Genomic DNA, 17,375 nt, shown 5'->3' on the forward strand with positions numbered 1-17,375 from the left:
ACGATAATCATTATCGTATAGCACCCGCGTAGCGCCCGGAGGGGAAGGCCGCTTGCCATAATCACGATGGATGTAGTACTTTGCTTGAAGTGGTTGGAAGCGATCCCCTGGAGGCACCGTGAACATCGATCTCGTCGGTCTGGCCGTGCTCTGCGACGACCCGCGCGCCAGCGCCGCGTGGTTCGCCGAGCACTTCGGCTTCAACGTCAACATCGACCTCGGCTGGTACCTGAACACCCAGCACGAGGACCACCCCAAGCTGTCGATCGACTTCGTGCTGCGCGACCATCCGTCCACGCACGAGGTCCTGCGCTCGGGGAGGGCGGAGTCGCTGGTCGCCTTCCTGGTCCCGGACGTGGACGCCGAGGAGAAGCGGCTGCGGGAGGCGGGGGTGGAGGTGATCATGCCGCTGGTCAGCGAGCCCTGGGGGCAGCGCCGCTTCCAGGTCTCGGGTCCGGAGGGCCTCTACGTCGAGATCCTCCAGATGGTGGCCCCCGACCCGCAGTGGATGAGGGACAACGGCTTCACCGAGGAGTGACGCCGGGGGCGGCCCGGCCGTGCCGGAGGGGGTGCGGGGGCCGCCGCACACGACGCTGGCCGGGACGGAAGGGATTCCGTCCCGGCCAGCGTCGCCTGCTCTCCGGAGGGCCGTGCCCTCCGGCGGGCTCAGAAGTGCTCGGCGAGCGGGCCCAGCACCGGAAGCCACTCCCTGACGTCCACCTCGGAGACGAGACCCTGGACGCGGAAGGGGTCCTTCTCGGTCAGGGCGAGGGCCTCCTCGCGGGAGCCGGCGCGAAAGAGCAGGAGGGCGCCGGGCGCGTCCTCGGCGCCGAAGGGGCCGGAGCAGAGGTTGGCGTCCTGCGCGGCCAGGTACTCGCGGTGCGCGGGGCGGTGCTCGTCGCGCGCCGCCGCGCTGTCGGGGGCGTAGGTGTAGGTGACGGCGAAGATCGCCATGGTTTCCCTCCCAGGGTTGTGGCGGCTGGTGCCGCGATCGCCGTCACTGTGCCACAGGCGCAGGTGGGAGGGTGCGGCCGGGTCGGGCGCCCCTGCCGTCCCGGGGATGTCCTCGGGCTGGTCCGAGGGGCTCGCCGCGGTTCGGGGACGACTCAGGGGCCCTCGGTGACGCGGGACAGGGCGTAGGCCCACACGCCCTGGACGGTGACCGCTCCCAGCCAGACCGCCGCCGCGAGCACGGCCGCGGTCACCGCGCCCGCGAGCGCGTACGTCACCACGGTCACGGTCCGGCGCGTGCTCCGGTGCCCGGCTCCCCGGTAGGTCATCGGCTCTCCTCCGCGTACTCGGGGCGGTCCGGCCCGGTCCGCTCCGGCCGCGCGTGCCGGGGGCCGCGCCCCGCGGGCCGCGGCTCCTGCGACGCCGCGCGATCCCCCGCCGCCTCCGGCGCGCCCGCTCCTCCCGGGTCCCCGGGTCCCTCCCGCGACGCGGCGAGCATCGCGGTGAAAGCGTCGTGCTCCCCGGCCAGCGTCCACCGCAGCAGGACGTTCAGGCTGGGGTCGGCCCGCCCCTCCCGGTCGGTGACGGCCGAGGTCAGGAACACCCGCGCCTCCCCGAAGTCGGCCTCGGCGTCCCGCAGCAGGTTCCCCAACCCCAGGGTCCGCTCCGCCCACACGCGCGGGTCGGTCTCCCCGGGCGCGATGGCCGTGCCCCGCACCAGGTCGCCGCGCGTGACCACCACCGCGAGGCGGGCCTGGCGCAGTCCCCGCCCGCCCCGGCGCCGGGCCAGCATCCGGTACTGGCGCCGGATCTCGTCGCGCACCGCCCCGTAGGCCAGCTCCGGGTCGCGGGTGTGCGACCGTTCCCCGGCCAGCCGGGCCCTCTCCCGCGTGGTCAGCGAACGCCACACCGACTCGATCCCCAACGGGTCCACCGCCAGCACGAACGTCGTCGCCCGGCCCAGGTAGGCCAGCTCCTCGACGGTCGCCGACCGGTTGAACCGCTCGCCCGCCGCGTCGAACAGCTGCATGAGCAGCGTCCTGCCGCTCGCCCCCACCCGCACCGTCAGTCCCCGCACCTCGCGGCCCGGGGGAGTGGGCGCGGTCCGGGACCCGGCCGCGAGCACCCGCTCGCCCTCCCGCAGCCGCCGCACCGTCTCCTCGCCCACCGGCTCCACGTACGCCCCCGGCGCCCGGCGCGCGGCCTGGGCCAGCGCCAGGTTCATGCCGGTCACGAGCCGCGTCTTGCCCGCGCCCGTGCCCCCGAACAGCGGCAGCACGAACTCCCTGGCCTCGCCCGGACGGTGCTCCAGCCCCCGGTCGCAGTGCGGACACCGCGCCTCCAGGTCGGCCGACCCCAGCAGGAGCAGCGTGGGCAGGCGCGCTCCGCACAGGCACTCCCGGCGCCACAGCCCCCGCCCGCCGGGGCGGATGGCGCCGTGCCGCCGACCGCAGCGCGCGCACAGGTAGGCCGGGTAACCCAGCCGCAGGAAGCATCCCGGGCACACCATGCGGATCCGGCGCACCAGCAGCAGTCCCGAGTCCGCGAGCCGCAGCGCTCCGACGGCGGTCCACGCCGCGGCCAGGTAGAGGCCCACCACCAGGGCGTGGACCAGGAACTGCGGCAGCAGGAACACGCTCCAGGGCGCCGCGGCCCCCCAGCTGTGCGCCACCACCGCGCGCAGGTCCCACCAGGCCGGACCGCCGTGGTAGGCCAGGTGCGCGGGGTCGTCGCGGGTGCCGGGCAGCGGCTCGTCCGGGTGGTCGCCCGCCCACAGCACCTCGCGCACGCGGCGCAGGTAGGAGAGCACCAGCACGCACCACCCGACGAGGAGGGCGGCGCCTCCCCCGAGCACCACGGCACTCACCAGTCCCGCGAGCAGCCACCACCGCAGCAGGTAGACGACCACCAGGCCCAGGCCCGCACCGGCGGCGACCAGGAGCGCCACCCCCATCTGCGCGCCGCCGTCGTCGCGCCGCGACCGCGCCGCACGCCCCGCGGCCGCCGTCCGCCTGAGCGCCGACCACCCCGTGAGCGCGCCCCTCCCTCCGGAGGCCGCCCGCCTCGGCGCCGACCGCCCCTCGGACGCCGCCCTCCTCATGACCGCCGCTCGCCCGACCGCGAACCCAGCCCCAGGAACCCGCGCCCGCGCGGTTCTCGCGAACGCTGCGCCCACGCGTCGAAACCGGCCGCCGACTCGCGCGGCAGCTGTCTGCGCATCCTCGCCAGGTGGCGCCGCCTCCACCCGGCCACGGCCGGTGCGAGCACCGACGCGTCCAGGTGCCCGGCCCGCCCGTGCCCGGCCAGGATCCGGTGCCTCGTCGCCCGGTAGACCAGGGCGGCCGTGGCCGTGTCCGGCCGGTCGTCGGCCAGCCGGGCCGACACCGCCTCGCCGTAGGCCTCGAACACCTGCGCCGGGCAGTCCCGCAGGGCCTCGGCCAGCAGCGAGCACTGACACCACCCCAGCAGCACGCGCACCACCAGCCGCCAGGCCACCTCCTCCACCGCCGGATGGGTTCCCCGCACGGCCGCGTACACGGCGGCGAGCCGGTCGTGCGCCCGGTCCTCCCCGGCCGCGCGCAGCGCGACCAGGGACGGGCGGACCTCCGACCACTCCACGACGACCCGTCGGCCGGAATCGGGGAGCCGGGCCCGCAACCAGTGCCGGGACACCTCGTCCACCAGCTCCCGCCACGTCCGCTCCTGGCCCGCCTCGGGGGGCGCCGCCATCGCCTCGGCCACCCAGCCGCCCACCCCCGGCGCCACCAGGACCCCGGGACGCAGCACCCTCAGGACCAGCAGGGCGGCCCGCGGCCCGTGCCCGGGGCCCCACACGTCGGTGAGCAGGTCCTCGTCCAGGTCGTGCGCGGCGAGCCCGGCGGCGCCCGCCGCCCGGCCCTCCCTGCGTACGGACACCAGGTACGACAGCAGCCCCGGAAGGTCGTTGCGGGGGTCGGTGGCCAGCAGCCTCAGTTCGCGCAGCAGGGCGCTGGACCCGTCGCGGTCGTTGGCGAACAGGGCGCCCACCGGCCCGGCCGCCAGGGCCGACAACCTCTCGCGGGGCAGCGCGGCCAGGCGCGAGGCCGCGCCCCGGCGCACCCCGGGGTGGGCGGCGACCAGGGCGCGCGCCTCCGGGGAGGGCAGGTGCGAGGCGGCCAGCAGCGGGGCGAGCACCCCGCCGCCGTACCGCTCCATGCTCTCCTCGGAGGGCAGCAGACCGCTGGCCCGGGCCCAGCGCAGCAGCACCACCGCCCGGTCGGGGGCGAGTTCGCCGCACTCGCCCTCCAGCAGGGCGGTGACCCGTTCCCGCGCCGCGCCGCGCACCGACTCCGTGCGCATCGGCGTCACCGCGGGGGCGCCCCCGCCCGCGGCGATGTCGTCCAGGGAACGGCGCAACATCACGTGTTCGAGCCGCTCGGTGGTCCCGTCCGCGCCGCCCAGCCGGTGCGCCACCCGCTGCAACCCGGCCAGGTCGGCCGGGTCGAGGGCTCCCGACGACGGCTCCGTGAGCAGAGCGGAGCCCCCGGACGCTCCGTCGCGGTTCCTTCCGGACACTCCGCCCCGCCCCCCGCCGGGAGCCGCGTTCCCCTCACCGCCGGGTGCCCCGCCGCGGCTTCCCGCGGGCGTCCCGCCCGTACCGCCGACGAACGCCCGGTCCAGCACGCCGCCGACCGGCCCGCGGGCGGCCCCGCCCGGGGACCGACCGGACCCCGCGCCCACCAGGTTCCGGTCCGGCCCCCGATCGCTGACCTCCATCCCGACGCGGCCCTCCTCCGACGCCGCGGCGTCGGCGTCCAGGATCCGGTGGACCAGCGCAGCCGCGTCCTCGGGGGCGAGCCACTCCACCGCCTCGGACAGCCACTCGCGCACCTCCCGCAGGTCCTCGCGCGCGGAAGCGTCCGCGTCCAGCAGGGACGCCGCGGCCAGCACCGGGAGCCAGTCCGCCAGCGCGCCCTCGCGGCCCGAGGCGTACGGCCGCGCCCTGTGCCACAACACGGCCGCCCGGCGCGTGCCCAGCCGGACCAGGCGGTCGGCCACGGCCCGCGCACGGGGGTCGGGTTCGGGGAGCGCGTCCGGCGGGTCCTCCTCCGGGTCGTACACCGTGAACCTGTCGCGCCACAGCGCGGTGTCGGAGCCGGGCGCGACGCCGACGACCTGCACGAGCGCCTCGTCGGGGTCGCCGCAGTAGGTCGCGAACGACAGCAGCCGCGCCCGACGCGGCGGAAGCAGGTGGCTCAGGGCCGCCACCCAGTGCGCCACGGACGTGCTGTCGGCCACCAGCACCAGCGGGCGGGAGTCGTCCACGGCGTCGTCGGCGGCGAGCAGCAGCCGCGTCACCACCTCCGCCGAACGTCCCCGCACCCACGCGTCGGTGCGCGGGCGGTCCAGCGGGCCGGGGCCCATCTCCGGCTCCGACAGCTCCGGCAGCTCGGACAGGCCGGGATCGCCGACCGGCTCCTCCGCCCAGAAGTCGGCCTCCCACAGCTCCGCGGGCAGCGGGCCGGACTCCTCGGGCCCCGCGGCCACCAGGCTGTGCGCGAAGTAGTTGCCCGGCCTCCCGGACGGGTCGTCGCCGCTGGAGACCACGCGGCTCACCACCGGCACCCCGCCCACGTCGGGGGAGTAGCACAGGTTGACCGGATGCTCGTCGACGCGCTCGCGGGACCGCGGCGGCTCGTACACGGTGAACCTCTCGACCTCCCTGAGCACCCGGGGGTCCACCCCGGGGGTCGCCGCGTTGAACTGGTACCCGGCGTAACCGGACAGGCCGTGCTCGCACGAGGTGTAGTACAGCTGCGCGAAGCCCATCGGCGCACCCCTTCGGTCTGGTCGTCGCGGGGGGTCTGGTTCTGGGTCGGTGGTGGTTCACAGGGGCCCGGACATCCCGGCCCGGCGGGTCCGCCGGGCCGGGCTCAGGACCAGGACGCCTCGCGCGAGGGGATGACCCCGAACTCGCTGAGCATCCACAGGAACGGGTCGGCGACCCGGTAGGGGCGCACCCCGCCGCGCACACGGTTGCCCGCGTCGGGGACGCCGCCCAGGGCCGACACCCCGAAGTAGCGGGCGTTGCGGTAGTGGTTGCGCACGTGGCCGTCCACCCCGCCGCCGTCCCACCGGTGCAGCAGCTGCTGGATCTGGGCGTGCACGTCCTGGCTGTCGGACTCGTCGAAGAACGGCGCGGTGGGCTGCGGCCGGTGCAGCGGTGAGCCCTCGTCCAGCTCGCCGTGCAGCGCGTCGATCTTGGTCAGGCACACCGCCATGGGCACCTGGATCAGCCTGTTGACGGCCCCGGGGCGGCTCATCAGCAGGTCGGTGACGCGTCCCAGCATGTCCAGCGGTCGGCTCCTCGCCCTGTCCGGGGCGGGCGGTCGCCCGCCCGCGGCGGCCAGCTGCCGGGTGCCCTCCATCCGGAGCGGGTCCAGCAGGAGGATGATCCCGTCGGCGCTGTTGAGGTAGCGCAGGTTCGCCTCCACGCTCGCCTCGGAGGTCAGGTCCTCCCCGGCGGTGTCGAAGAACGACAGCAGCGTGTGCTGCGGCCGCCTGCCGCCCAGCCCCCGGCGCTGGGTGGTGAACCGGAACACCAGCGGTTCGCGGGTGACCCCGGTGCGCCGGGTGGCGCCGAGCAGCCGCGCCTCCTCGTAGAGCGGGGTCTCGTAGTCGGCGTGGAACCGGTGCCGGGTCTGGTCGTCCGAACCCCCCACCGACGCGTCGAACCGGGAGCCCACGCGGTTCATCAGCTCGTGGATGAGCACCGTCATGAACACCGTCTTGCCCGCGTCGCGCGCCCCGACCAGGGCGATCATCCGGCTGCGGATCCGTCCGAAGTTCACGGGGAGCTGGGCGTGGCAGGTGGCGCACACCTGTCTGCCGGTGGTCGACGCGCACTCCGGGCACACCGCCCGGGCGCTGCGCCCGTCGGCCTCGAAGACCGGCGGCAGCCGTTCGCGCCGCCCCAGCTGGGCGCGGATCGCGGCGTCCTCCACCGGCGCGCACACCCGCCCGTCCGGTCCCGGGCGCCCCGTGCACCGGAAGCGGATGCGGCGCTCGGCGAACCGCGAGTAGCAGTAGGGGCACACCAGGAGGCGGCCCTCGACGGGGATCAGCGAGCGCACGGCGTCCAGGCTCCTCAGCACCTCAACTCCCTCACCGGGGGCTGGCGCAGCCGCACCCCCGTCCCGTCGTCGTCCGCCGGGAAGCACATCAGCCAGCCCTGGCCGGTGCCCCGCGGAGGCCGTACGCGCACCGAGACCCACTCGCCCGCCGACAGGTACTGGGCGGGCAGGACCGCCAGCACAGTCCCCTGGTCGGCGGTGTGCGGCTGGACCGGGCCGTCGGCGTACACCACGACCACCTCGGGCATGGTGCAGTCCTCCTCCGCGACCAGGTGCACCACCCGGTCCCGGCGCAGCAGGCCCGCCGGCTCCACGCGGTAGTCGAGCACCGCCCGGCCGGGAACGGTGACGGTCGCCGCGGAGCTCACCGCCTCCCCGCCCTCGAAGGGGACGACGGCGCGCACGTCCACCCGCACCGACTCGGGGCCCATGAGCGTCTCGAAGCCCCCGTCGGAGGAGTACTGGCGGCGGGTGCAGCGCAGCTGGCCGCCGGTCCAGGTCTCCGTGCCGCGCTCCTCGGGGCGCCAGGAGATGATCGCCGCACAGGCGTCCTCGGGCCAGGTCCACCCGAGCCGGACCGAGGTGTCGAACCGTTCCGCGCGCAGCCCCTCCACGGGCGGGGCCGCGGTCACCCGCACGGAGACGCCCACGACCGCCTGGTCGCCCGCCACCGTCACCGCCAAGACGTGGTTGGTGCCCGAGTCCAGGGTGAAGGCCACCCGCTCCCGTTCCTCCCGAGGGGCCTGTGCCTGGTGCGCGCCCTGCTCCTCGGCCGCGCTCATGCGGTTCCCGGGTACCGCCGTGGCGGCCGACCCGCGGTTCCACGGGGCCGCTCCGGCCGCTGGCGTCCCGGGAACCTCCTGAGTACCAGCGTGTGCGGTTGACCTGCGGTTCCCGGCTGTTCCGGGGGTTCCCGGCACACCGGTGGGCGCTGGCGTTCCAGGGGCGTTGTGCGTGACGCCGGTGGTCGCCGCCGGCCCGGGGTTTCCGGTTGTCCCTGTTCCGAGGCTCCCCGGTGTGCTGGTGACCGTTTCCGCGTCAGGAGACCCCGCGGTGTCGGGAGGCGCTGACATCCCGCGGTTCCCCACTGCCTCGGGAGCCCCGGCCTTCGCATGTCCTCCGTGCGTGCCGCCGGGCGTGTCCGGACCTTCCGCCACCCGGTCGCCGGGAGCCCCCGGACTCTCCGGTCTCCCGGGTCCGGAGTGCGCGGCCGTACCGCCGTGCCCGGCCCCGTGGGACGCCGCGTCCGTGAGCAGGCCCGCGGCGGCGCGGCCCTCGGCGCGGTCGTGGAGGGCGACGCCCTGCTGGGGCACCGCCGGTCCGCCCCCCGGCCGGTCGCCCGCGGCCGCGCGGTGCGACGGCGGGTTCGCCGTGCGGGTCCCGTCGTCATGGAGGTCGGCGCCGGTCCGCCCCGCGGAGCCGAACACGCGGGCGCCCTCGCCCTCCCCGCCCGCGGGCGGGGAGGGCAGCACCACGCGCGGCAGGTCGGCGCCGTCGGCCGCGGGCGCCGCCTGGGCGTTCACGGAGCGCCCGCGTCCGTCGCGGGCGTCCTCCCCGGTGCGCGCGGGAGCGCCGAGGGTACCGTCCCCCACCCCGGCGGCCGCCGGTGCCGGGGACTCCGCGGCGGGGGAGAGCCTGGCGTGCCTTCCGACACTGCGGATGCGCTCACCGGGCCCCCCGGCGGGGTCGGGAGCACGGTCCCCCGCAGTGCCTCCGGGCGCCTCGGAACCGCTGGAGGGCGCGTGCGGGGTGCGAGTGTCCTGGCCGGGAACGGTCCGGGTCCGCCCCGAGGTCCGCTCACCGGGGGCCAGGATCCGGACTCCCTCTCCCTCCTCGTCCGCGAAGCCTCCGCGCCGGGCGTCCGTGCCGTGGTCGGCGCCCCGGTTCCGGGCGGGGCCCCTCTCGCCCGGACCCAGGACGCGGACGCCCTCGGCCTCCCCGTGCCCGTCCTCCTCGAAGGGCACTGCGCTCGGGTGGTCCGTTGCGTGGAACGCCCCCTCAGGGGAGCGGGTCCCGCCCTCCTCGGAGGGCACTGTGCTCGGGTGGTCCGTTGCGTGGAACTCCCCCTCAGGGGAGGGCGCCCCGGTCTCTTCGAAAGGCGTGGTGCGCGGGTGGCCCGTGTCGCGGAACGCGCCCTCACGGGGGCGGGCCCTGCCCTCCTCGGGCGCCGCGGCGCCGGTGCGCGGCGCGTGCGGGGTGCGGGCGTTCTGGACGGGGGCGGTGCGGGTGTGGCCCGTGCTTCTCTCCCCGGGCCCGAGCACGCGCACGCCCTCCCTCTCCTCGCCGGGCGTCCCCCCGCGCGCGGGGTCCGCGTGGCCGTTCGCCGACCCCGGGGGCGGCCCCGAGGCGCGGCCCGCGCCTGCGCGAACACCCGTTCCGCTTCTCCTGTCGGTCCCCCTGCCCTCGGGGGACCCCTCGTCGTCGGCCACCGGGGTCTGGGCCACCTCACGGCCGTAGGACTCCAGGTCGTCGGGGCCCAGCACCGTGCCCAGGGGCCACTCGGGCGGCTCCTCCCCGACCCGCAGCACGACCCTCCCCCGGGAGGGCCGTGTCCACGAGGCCCGGAAGTCCGCGCCGCCGTCCGGCACCACGGACAGGTCCCGCACCGCTTCCGGGCACGGGCCCGGGCTGGCCCGGCGCACGAGCCCCGCCGACCCCCGCGCGTGCCCGTTCGAGGTCACGTAGACCGCGCGGATCCGGTAGTGGTACTCCACGTCCATCTCGACGTCGGTGTCGCAGAACCCCGACCCGTCCGTCTCCACGCGCACGCCGTCGCCCGCGCCGCGCGGCGGCGCCCCCACACCGCGCAGCACCTCCACGCGCACCGCCTCCGCCGGGGCCTGCCAGGAGCCGGACACCGACCGCTCCCCGGCGCGCACCCGCAGCGAGGAGACCTCCGGCGCGATCATCACCGGCGCGGACGACGCCTCCTCGGACACCCCGAGGCCGTCGCGCACCGCCACCACCGCGTAGCGCGCCTCCGCTCCCACGGGTGCTCCGGTGTCGGTGACCTCGTTTCCCGACGACTCGCCCACCAGAGCCTCGCGGGCGCTCCCGTCCCGCCCGGTGCGCCGCGTCACCCGGTAGGTGACCGACTCATCCGGAGCGGGGCCGGGCTGCCAGGAGACCACCACGTTCCGGCCGTCGACCCGGGCCTCCACACCGCGCGGCGGCGGCGTCGCCACCTCGCCGAGCCGGGCGGCGAGCGCCTCGTCGTCGGCCGCGGCGTCCGCCGCCGCGGCCAGGGCCCGGGCGGCCTCCTCCCGGTCGCCCGCGCGCAGCGCCCGCTCCGCCTGCGCGGTCAACTCCTCCACCTGCTGCATCCGCGCGCGCAGGCGCTCGTGCAGGTCGTGGTCCTCGGGCAGGTCCTCGGCGGCCTCCTGCGCCTGGCGCAGCCGGTTGTCCGCGAGCAGGTCGTGCACGTCGCGCTCCGCCCGGGCGGGCGCGTCGGCGCCGGAGGCGGACCGCCGCACGGCCGCGGACAGCAGCAGCGCCTCCTCCTCGGCCAGCCCCCGGCCGACCCAGTGCCGGGCCAGCCCGGACTCGTTCAGGGCCTCCGGGCGCTCCCGCAGGTCGCCGACGATCTCCCCCAGCACGAGGGCGTCGGCCCGGTCGCCCTCGGCGCGCAGGATCTCCAGCACGTTCTCGGCCGCCGCCCTGCCCTCGGACTCCGGTTCCAGCCGTACGCGCTGGACCGCCTCGTCGAGGGCGGCCTTGTCCAGGGCGGTGCCGTCGTGGAGCCGGAAGCCGTCCAGCACGGTGAACCCCTCGGCCAGGCGCTGCTCCCCGAAGACCTCCATGGCGGAGAAGGGCACGCCCCGGACGCGCAGGTGCCCGCGCAGGGCGCGCAGGGTGTCCTCGGACGGGGCGTCGTCCAGTTCGGGGAGCCGGTCCACGACGCGCACGTCGTGTTCGAGCAGGACGCGCTCGGCGTCGGCCTCGGTGACGCCCACCGGCGCGATCATCGACCGGAGGGTGTCGCGGTCCAGGAGGGAGGTGGTCAGACCCCCGGCGATCTCGGACCACGCGCTCAGGACCCGTTGGGCCTCGTCGGCGCGGACCTGCCGGAAGTGGGCGTGCGTGAGCGCGCCCTCGCCCTCCAGCCGCTCGTGCTCGGCGATGAGGTCGTCCAGCACCTCCCTCAGGGAGCGGCGGCTGCTCCGGAGCGCGCGCCAGTGGGCGCACACCTCGTTGACGTGCTCGGTGAACGCGGCCGGATCGGCGCACAACCGCAGCTCCAGGCGGGGTTCGACACCGTAGCGCGTGAACAGGTCCGCGGGCAGCCCGTGGGCGCGCGCGGCCACCAGCACCTCGTCCTCGTAGCGTGTGCGTTCCTGTGCGTCCCAGGGCATCGTGCGATCCCGCTCCCCTCGTGTGGTCGTGGTCGTACGGTCCGGTGAGGGGGGTGGGCGGCGGGCCCCGGAGGCGGTGCCGGTCAGTTCACGCGGCTCCTCTGGGGCCGGAGGCGGTGATCGCTACCGCCGCGCCGGTCCCGGTCGCTTCGTGTCCCTGCATCGGCTCCGCCTTTCACGGCCGGGGATTTCCCGTGTTCTCCCTGTGCGGCCGTTTCGGGTCACGAGCATACCCCTCATGCGGGCGTTGACGGGGAGAACACGGGCCTTTTGGTTTCGCGCGTGTCCGTGGGTGTTTTCCGTGCGCGCAGAACCGGTTCGAACTGCGCATACTGCAACATCAGCCAAGAAAAACACCCCTTTTCTCTTTTCATGAGAAAAGGGGTGTTTCATGCGGGGAAAGGCGCCATCGCGGGATATCCCGCGCCGCTTCGCGCTTTTCCCGCGCTGCCCGCGCGGGGCGCGCTCAGGACTCCAGCGCCTCGTCCATTCTCGCGGCCAGGTCATCGGTGAGCAGGTCGATGTAGGTGCTGGTGATGTGCCCGGAGTCGCGGTAGACCATCACGTTGCCGATCACCGCCGGGCACCCGCCGTCCACGCAGAACCGGTCGGTGAGGTCGACCCAGTGCACGTCGCCCCCGGACTCGCGGGCCGCGATCTCCTGCGGGTCGGCGTCCTGGAGCGCGTCCCGCTCGGACCGCTCGCACGGTGAGGGGTCCTCCAGGTTGGCCGCCACGCACTCCACCACGTCCCGGCGGGCGCGCGGGGTGTCGCGCAGCGCCACGACCTCGCCGCTGACCCGTGCCACCTCCTCCCACAGGCGGCCCATGCCCTCGGCCACCACGACCAGGTCCTCCTCCGGGGTGGTCTCCTCGGCCGGGTCGCTCGCGGTGGAGGAGCTGGTGAACACCAGGTCCGGCCGCAGCTCCTCCAGCTCGCCGATCACCGCGCGGTTCCAGTCGCTGCACGCCGTGTACGGGCCGCCGTCGGGGCCCTTCATCACCGTGTCGGTGAAGGCGCACGAGGACTTGGTGTACAGGTGCAGCCGCCAGCCCCGCTCCTCGGCCATCCCCTCCAGCGCGGTGACCCACTGGGCGCTGTGCGAGTCCCCGAGCACGGCCACGTCCCGGGTGGCGTCCTCGGGGCCGTACACGCACGGGTCGGAGGGGTCGGTCTCGGAGTGCGAGGCCTGGCAGTCGTCGTCGTACAGCGTGGGCACGTCGTCCTCCGCGTTGACGGGGGAGGGGTAGAGCGGCCCCGCGTCGGCGGTCTGGCCGAGGGCGGCGGGACCGGTGTGCACCGCCGGGTCGAAGGTCACCGACCGCTCCTGGTCGGCCCGCACGTACACCGCGCCGCTCACCGCGGCCACCGTCACCACGCCCGCCGTGGCCACGGCCAGGGCGGAGCGGCCGCGGCGGACCAGGCCGCGGTCGCGCACGGGGTCCTCCACCCACACCTTGGTCGCCCACGCCAGCAGCACGGACGCGGCCGCGACCGCCAGGGTCTCCACCGCGCCCAGGCTCTCCTGCCCGAGCAGCACCAGCGAGAAGACGATCAGCGGCCAGTGCCACAGGTACAGCGAGTACGACACGTCGCCGATCCACCGGGCGGGCGCGGTGCCCAGCAGCCGGGACGCCGACAGCCTCACGGGGGAGTCCTCGGCGGCGATCACCGCCGCGCTGCCCAGGACCGGCAGGACCGCCGCCCAGCCGGGGAAGGGCGTGGCGTCGTCGTAGGCCACCGCGGAACCGACGATGGCGGCCAGGCCGAGCCAGCCCAGGGGCGCGCGCCAGCGCTGGGGCAGGCCGCCGTGCGCCAGTCCGATCGCGAGCAGGCCGCCGACGGCCAGCTCCCAGGCGCGGGTCGTCGGCAGGAAGTACGCCGAGGCCGCCTCCCGCGAGGTCAGCAGCACCGAGCAGGCCAGGGACAGCACCAGCACCGCGCCCAGCAGGACGGTGAGGGTCCCGGCGGAGGCCCGCCAGCGTCGCCGGGCCAGGGACCACACCACGAACAGGAGCGGCCACACCAGGTAGAACTGCTCCTCCACCGACAGCGACCAGAAGTGCTGGACGGGGCTGGGCGGGTCGTCCGCGGCCAGGTAGTCCACCGCCTGCTGGGCCAGGTAGAGGTTCTCCACGTAGGCGGCCGACGCCACCAGCTGCCAGGCGGTGTCCACCAGGCGGGTGACGGGCAGCAGGAAGAGCGCGACCGCGCCGGTGACCAGGAGCACGGTCGTCGCGGCGGGCAGGAGGCGCCGGATGCGGCGCACGTAGAAGCCGCCGATCGACACCTTGCCGTGCTCGGTGGCCTCGCGGTACAGCAGCGACGTGATGAGGAAGCCGGAGATCACGAAGAACACGTCGACGCCGACGTAACCGCCCGGTAGCAGGGCGGGGTTGAGGTGGTAGACGAGGACCAGGAGGACGGCGACGGCGCGCAGGCCCTGGACCTCGGGCCGGAAACGGCGTCCGGTCCGGGCGGGTGCTGAGAACATGGGCTGGCTCCGAGAGCGGGCTCGGCGACGAGGGTGGGTCCGGGGGGTGAGTCGCGGGGGATGATCGCATTCTGTGCCGTTTCGAGGACCCGAGGCGACCCCGGAGCCGACACGGTGGCAGGTGTTCGTCCAACAGGGGTGCGGGGGACACGTTCCCTTGGTCGGGTGTTCGCCTGGCGCGTCGGCGGGGCGGTGGTTTTCCGGGGGCTCGCGGGGCCGTGGCCTCCGGCGCTGTGAGCGCCTCGTAGGCGTGCCGGGAGGTGGCTCGGGAGGGCGGGGCTCACACGGGGTGTCGTGGCTCGTGGTCTCCGGTGGTGCGGCGCTTCCCGGTGGGGTACCGGGGAACGCTCACAAGGGCGGGACTCATGGGGCTCACAGGGCTTACGGGGCGCGGGGGATCGGTGGGAACGCACGGTTCGGGACCCGGATCACGGGGCCCGCCCGGTGGACGTGACGTGCTCGGAAGGCGTGTGCACCGGTTCGTGACGCGTCCGCTCCGGATCTGGGGCAGACTGTCGGATGTCGCCGGAAGGGATCGCGCCGGTCCGCCCAGGGCCGTGCCGCGCCGCGGAGCCCCGTTCGCCCGAGCGGATCCGGCCTGTGCGACCGCGCCGCGAGAGGAGGCACACCGTCACCCCCGTCACCCCCCTGACCCGCGCGCACCTCGTGGCGGCCGCCACGGTCGTGGTCGTGGTGCCCTGTGTCCTGTACCCCCTGATCGGTCTGTGGACCCTGCTGTGGATCCCGGTCGTGCTGGTGCTGGGCGCCCTCGTCCCGCACTCCGGTGACGCCTCGGCCGCCGTGGCGGCTCCGGACGCCGCCGAGGCGACCGCCGACGCCTCTTCCGCGCGGGCCCACGGCGGACAGGACGGAACGCTCCGCGCCTTCGGTGAACGCGGCGGCACCCGGATCCGCCCGGTCGCGCTGCCCAGCGCCGCGCGGGACTACGACCTGGTCTTCTCCGCCGTGGTCCACTGGCGGTGGGAGGGCCACGTGGACCTGAGCCTGCGCAACCCTGTCGCCCCCGCCGTCCTGGCGGTGGTCACCCGCGCGTCCGGGCTGGCCCGCGGCGTCCGACCCGGCGACCACGGGACGGCCGAGTGCGAGCTGGCCGCCCGGCTCGCGGTGGAGACGGCGGTCACCGGAGCCGGGGTCGTGGTGTGGGCGGAGGAGGTGAGCCTGCGCCTGCCGGAGGAGGACGCCGAACGGCTGCGCCGCATGGCCGCCCTCCGCAAGGACCGCGAGCTGCGCGAGGCCGTCCGCGACGCCGAGGAGGAGTTGGAGGAGCTCCCGCCCTCCCGGGTCGGCCAGGCGCCTCCCCCGCATCTGACCGCCTCGCCCTCCCCGCGCCCGAAGGTCCCCCCGGCGCCGGCCGTGGACGGGGGCCTCGACGCCTTCGGCGGTCCCGACCCGCTGGACGATCCGCTCGGCCTCGGCGGGGACGACGGGCCCGACCCGTCCCCGGGCCCGGGCAGCGACGTCGACGAAGAGGGGTACGAGAGCTACTGGTGGCCCGCCGAGGAGGGCCCCGAGTCGGCTGAACGCGACGTGCAGGTGGCCATCCTGCGCGGGCTGGCCGACTCCTTCGAGGACGCCGAGGAGCGCGCGAAGTTCGTCCATGAGCAGGTGATCGTCCTGGAGCGGGGCGGCTTCGACGATCTGGCGCTGCGCATCCGGGAGGAGTACCCCGAGCCGGACGGGCGGGAGGCGCCGGACACCGAGGAGCCCCGGTGAACGCCGGGGCCCCGATCACCCGGATCGGAGCCCCCGTGCGGAACCCTGGCGGACGGTGACGGGGCCGGTCCCGACCGCCGCCGACCTCCCGGTCACCGGACCGGCGACCGGCCCCGTGCCGCCTTTCCCGCGAACCTCCCTCAGGCGGAGGACCCGGACTTCCTGCGCCTGGTGAACACGAAGGCCGCCACACCGGCCCCGATCGCCACCACCGCCGCGCCGACCAGCCCCCACAGGCTCGCGCCGGTCACGGCCAGACCGCCGTCCGACCCGGCCGCCTGCTCGGGTGAGGGGGACGCGGAGGGCTCCTCGCCGGGCGTCTCCTCCGCGACGGGAGCCTCGGTCGGCCGCTCCTCCTCGGGGGCCTCGGGCTCCTCACCGCCAGGGGTCGGCTCGGGCTCTCCCGGCTCCCCGGGGGTCTCGCCCCCGCCGGGCCCGCACGGGGTCAGCTCCGCAGAGAAGTCGCCGTTGTGCAGCTCACCGTTGCCGACGACGCCCGCGGACAGGGAGCCGTGCTCGAAGGAGGCGGCGACGACGTTGCCCTCGATGTTGCTCGGCGACAGCCAGCTCACCTTCGCGTCGGGGGCGAAGACGGTGCCCTCCAGGGTCCGGCTGTCGGGGGTGAAGGTGACGGAGGCGGCGTCCCCGAAGTTGAACAGGACGTAGCGGGCCTCCTCCAGCCCGATCCCGGCCATGTTGGGGGTGCGCCACTCGAAACGTCCGCCCACGCCCGAGGTGTCGACGTTGACCAGGAGCGGCGCGTCCGGTCCGGGCTTGTCCTCGAAGGTGATGACCTCCAGGGCGGCCAGGTCCTCGGCGGCGACGTTCCACACGTTCTGGGCGCCTTGGGCCAGCGGCAGGGTGACGTTGGCGCCCTGCTCGAAGGGCGGCAGGGCCTCGGAGCCCTCGCCCGTCCGCAGTGGGACCACCCCGCCCTCGCACGCGGCGAGTCCGGCCGAGCGCTCGCGGTAGGCGGGGAACAGCCCCGCGACGTCGAGGGCCGCGCCGGTGACGGACTCCCGCGGCTGGCGGACGGTGAGCGAGATCCTCGGTGTGCTCTCACGGCCCTCGGGACCGGCGACCACGGTGTTGACCTGGGCGCCGTTGTGGTCCGTCGTGCTGATGTCGGCGTCCGCGGCCGCGCCGACCTTGACGTACCCGCTCTGGAGCACCTTGAGGTCGCCCTCGCTGGCGCCGAAGTCCACCCGGCCGTTCACCAGGAGGGCGGTGGGGTGCTCGTCCCCCTCGGCGGTGTGCGAACCGGCTGTGTGGGCGGCCACGTTGTAGTCGCCGAACACGAGGTCGCCGCCGACCGCGACGGCTCCCTCGGACTCGTTGCCCGCCAGGACCGCGTCGCCTTCGGTGACCACGAGGAAGCCCTGGTTGCCGGACACGGGGTTGACGGCGGTCTCCGCCAGCGCGGGGGCGGCGGGCAGCAGCCCGAAGGCCAGGAGGGCGGAGGTGGAGGCGCAGGCCCCTCTCAGGAGCAGTGAGGGGGTCTGGGGACTTCTCGGCATCTCGGATGTTCCGTTCCGGAGTCTTCGTACTGGTGGGGAATGCGGACTGGTGGGAAGGGGGCGGACGGGCGGGGCGCGGGAGGACGGGGAAGCGTTTCCCCGGGGTGCGCCGGACGGGGACGACCGCGGCCGTCGCGACCGCGGGCCCCGTCGTGCCCTCTGCCCCCGGGCGGGCGCCGGGAACGCGGACCGGGACCACGGAACGTGTTGGGAG

The 17,375-nt window shown here is 75.7% G+C and carries 10 protein-coding genes; 2 read left to right on the forward strand and 8 right to left on the reverse strand.

Translation table 11 applies throughout. The features are described from left to right. Positions 1–118: 118 nt before the first annotated feature. Positions 119–538, forward strand: a complete 420-nt coding sequence (locus EV372_RS17090; protein ID WP_130396778.1) for a VOC family protein — start codon at positions 119–121, stop codon at positions 536–538. 128 nt (positions 539–666) lie between these two features. Here EV372_RS17090 and EV372_RS17095 read toward each other — a convergent pair whose 3' ends face one another. From EV372_RS17095 to EV372_RS17120, 7 genes are all read right to left on the reverse strand, one after another. Further along, positions 667–954, reverse strand: a complete 288-nt coding sequence (locus tag EV372_RS17095) for a YciI family protein (RefSeq protein WP_130396779.1) — start codon at positions 952–954, stop codon at positions 667–669. 152 nt (positions 955–1,106) lie between these two features. Continuing rightward, positions 1,107–1,280, reverse strand: a complete 174-nt coding sequence (locus EV372_RS29120; RefSeq protein WP_156095247.1) for a hypothetical protein — start codon at positions 1,278–1,280, stop codon at positions 1,107–1,109. Continuing rightward, positions 1,277–2,905, reverse strand: coding sequence for a TRAFAC clade GTPase domain-containing protein (locus tag EV372_RS17100; protein WP_165436001.1), 1,629 nt, complete (start codon positions 2,903–2,905; stop codon positions 1,277–1,279). Before EV372_RS17100 ends, EV372_RS29120 begins: the two co-directional genes overlap by 4 nt. 143 nt (positions 2,906–3,048) lie before the next feature. Continuing rightward, positions 3,049–5,760 (reverse strand): GTPase-associated protein 1-related protein, encoded by a 2,712-nt coding sequence (locus tag EV372_RS17105; RefSeq protein ID WP_130396780.1) that lies wholly within the window; start codon positions 5,758–5,760, stop codon positions 3,049–3,051. Between the two features lie 104 nt (positions 5,761–5,864). Then, the gene (locus EV372_RS17110) at positions 5,865–7,085 is read right to left on the reverse strand and encodes a TRAFAC clade GTPase domain-containing protein (RefSeq protein WP_197044272.1); all 1,221 of its coding nucleotides are present in this window, start codon (positions 7,083–7,085) and stop codon (positions 5,865–5,867) included. Further along, on the reverse strand, positions 7,079–11,416 hold the full coding sequence (locus EV372_RS17115; protein WP_130396781.1) for a SaeA-related protein: 4,338 nt from the start codon (positions 11,414–11,416) through the stop codon (positions 7,079–7,081). Before EV372_RS17115 ends, EV372_RS17110 begins: the two co-directional genes overlap by 7 nt. A 466-nt stretch (positions 11,417–11,882) precedes the next feature. Continuing rightward, a complete protein-coding gene (locus tag EV372_RS17120; protein WP_130396782.1) occupies positions 11,883–13,910 on the reverse strand; it encodes an SGNH hydrolase domain-containing protein in 2,028 nt (675 codons plus the stop codon). A gap of 600 nt (positions 13,911–14,510) precedes the next feature. Here EV372_RS17120 and EV372_RS17125 point away from each other — a divergent pair. Beyond that, positions 14,511–15,644: a hypothetical protein gene (locus EV372_RS17125; protein ID WP_130396783.1), complete on the forward strand. Its 1,134-nt coding sequence runs from the start codon at positions 14,511–14,513 to the stop codon at positions 15,642–15,644. Between the two features lie 140 nt (positions 15,645–15,784). Here the strand turns inward: EV372_RS17125 and EV372_RS17130 are convergent, their stop codons facing one another. After that, positions 15,785–17,161 (reverse strand): choice-of-anchor A family protein, encoded by a 1,377-nt coding sequence (locus EV372_RS17130; protein ID WP_130396784.1) that lies wholly within the window; start codon positions 17,159–17,161, stop codon positions 15,785–15,787. Positions 17,162–17,375: the final 214 nt, after the last annotated feature.

The sequence above is a fragment of the Nocardiopsis sp. CNZ308 genome (genome assembly GCF_004217075.1).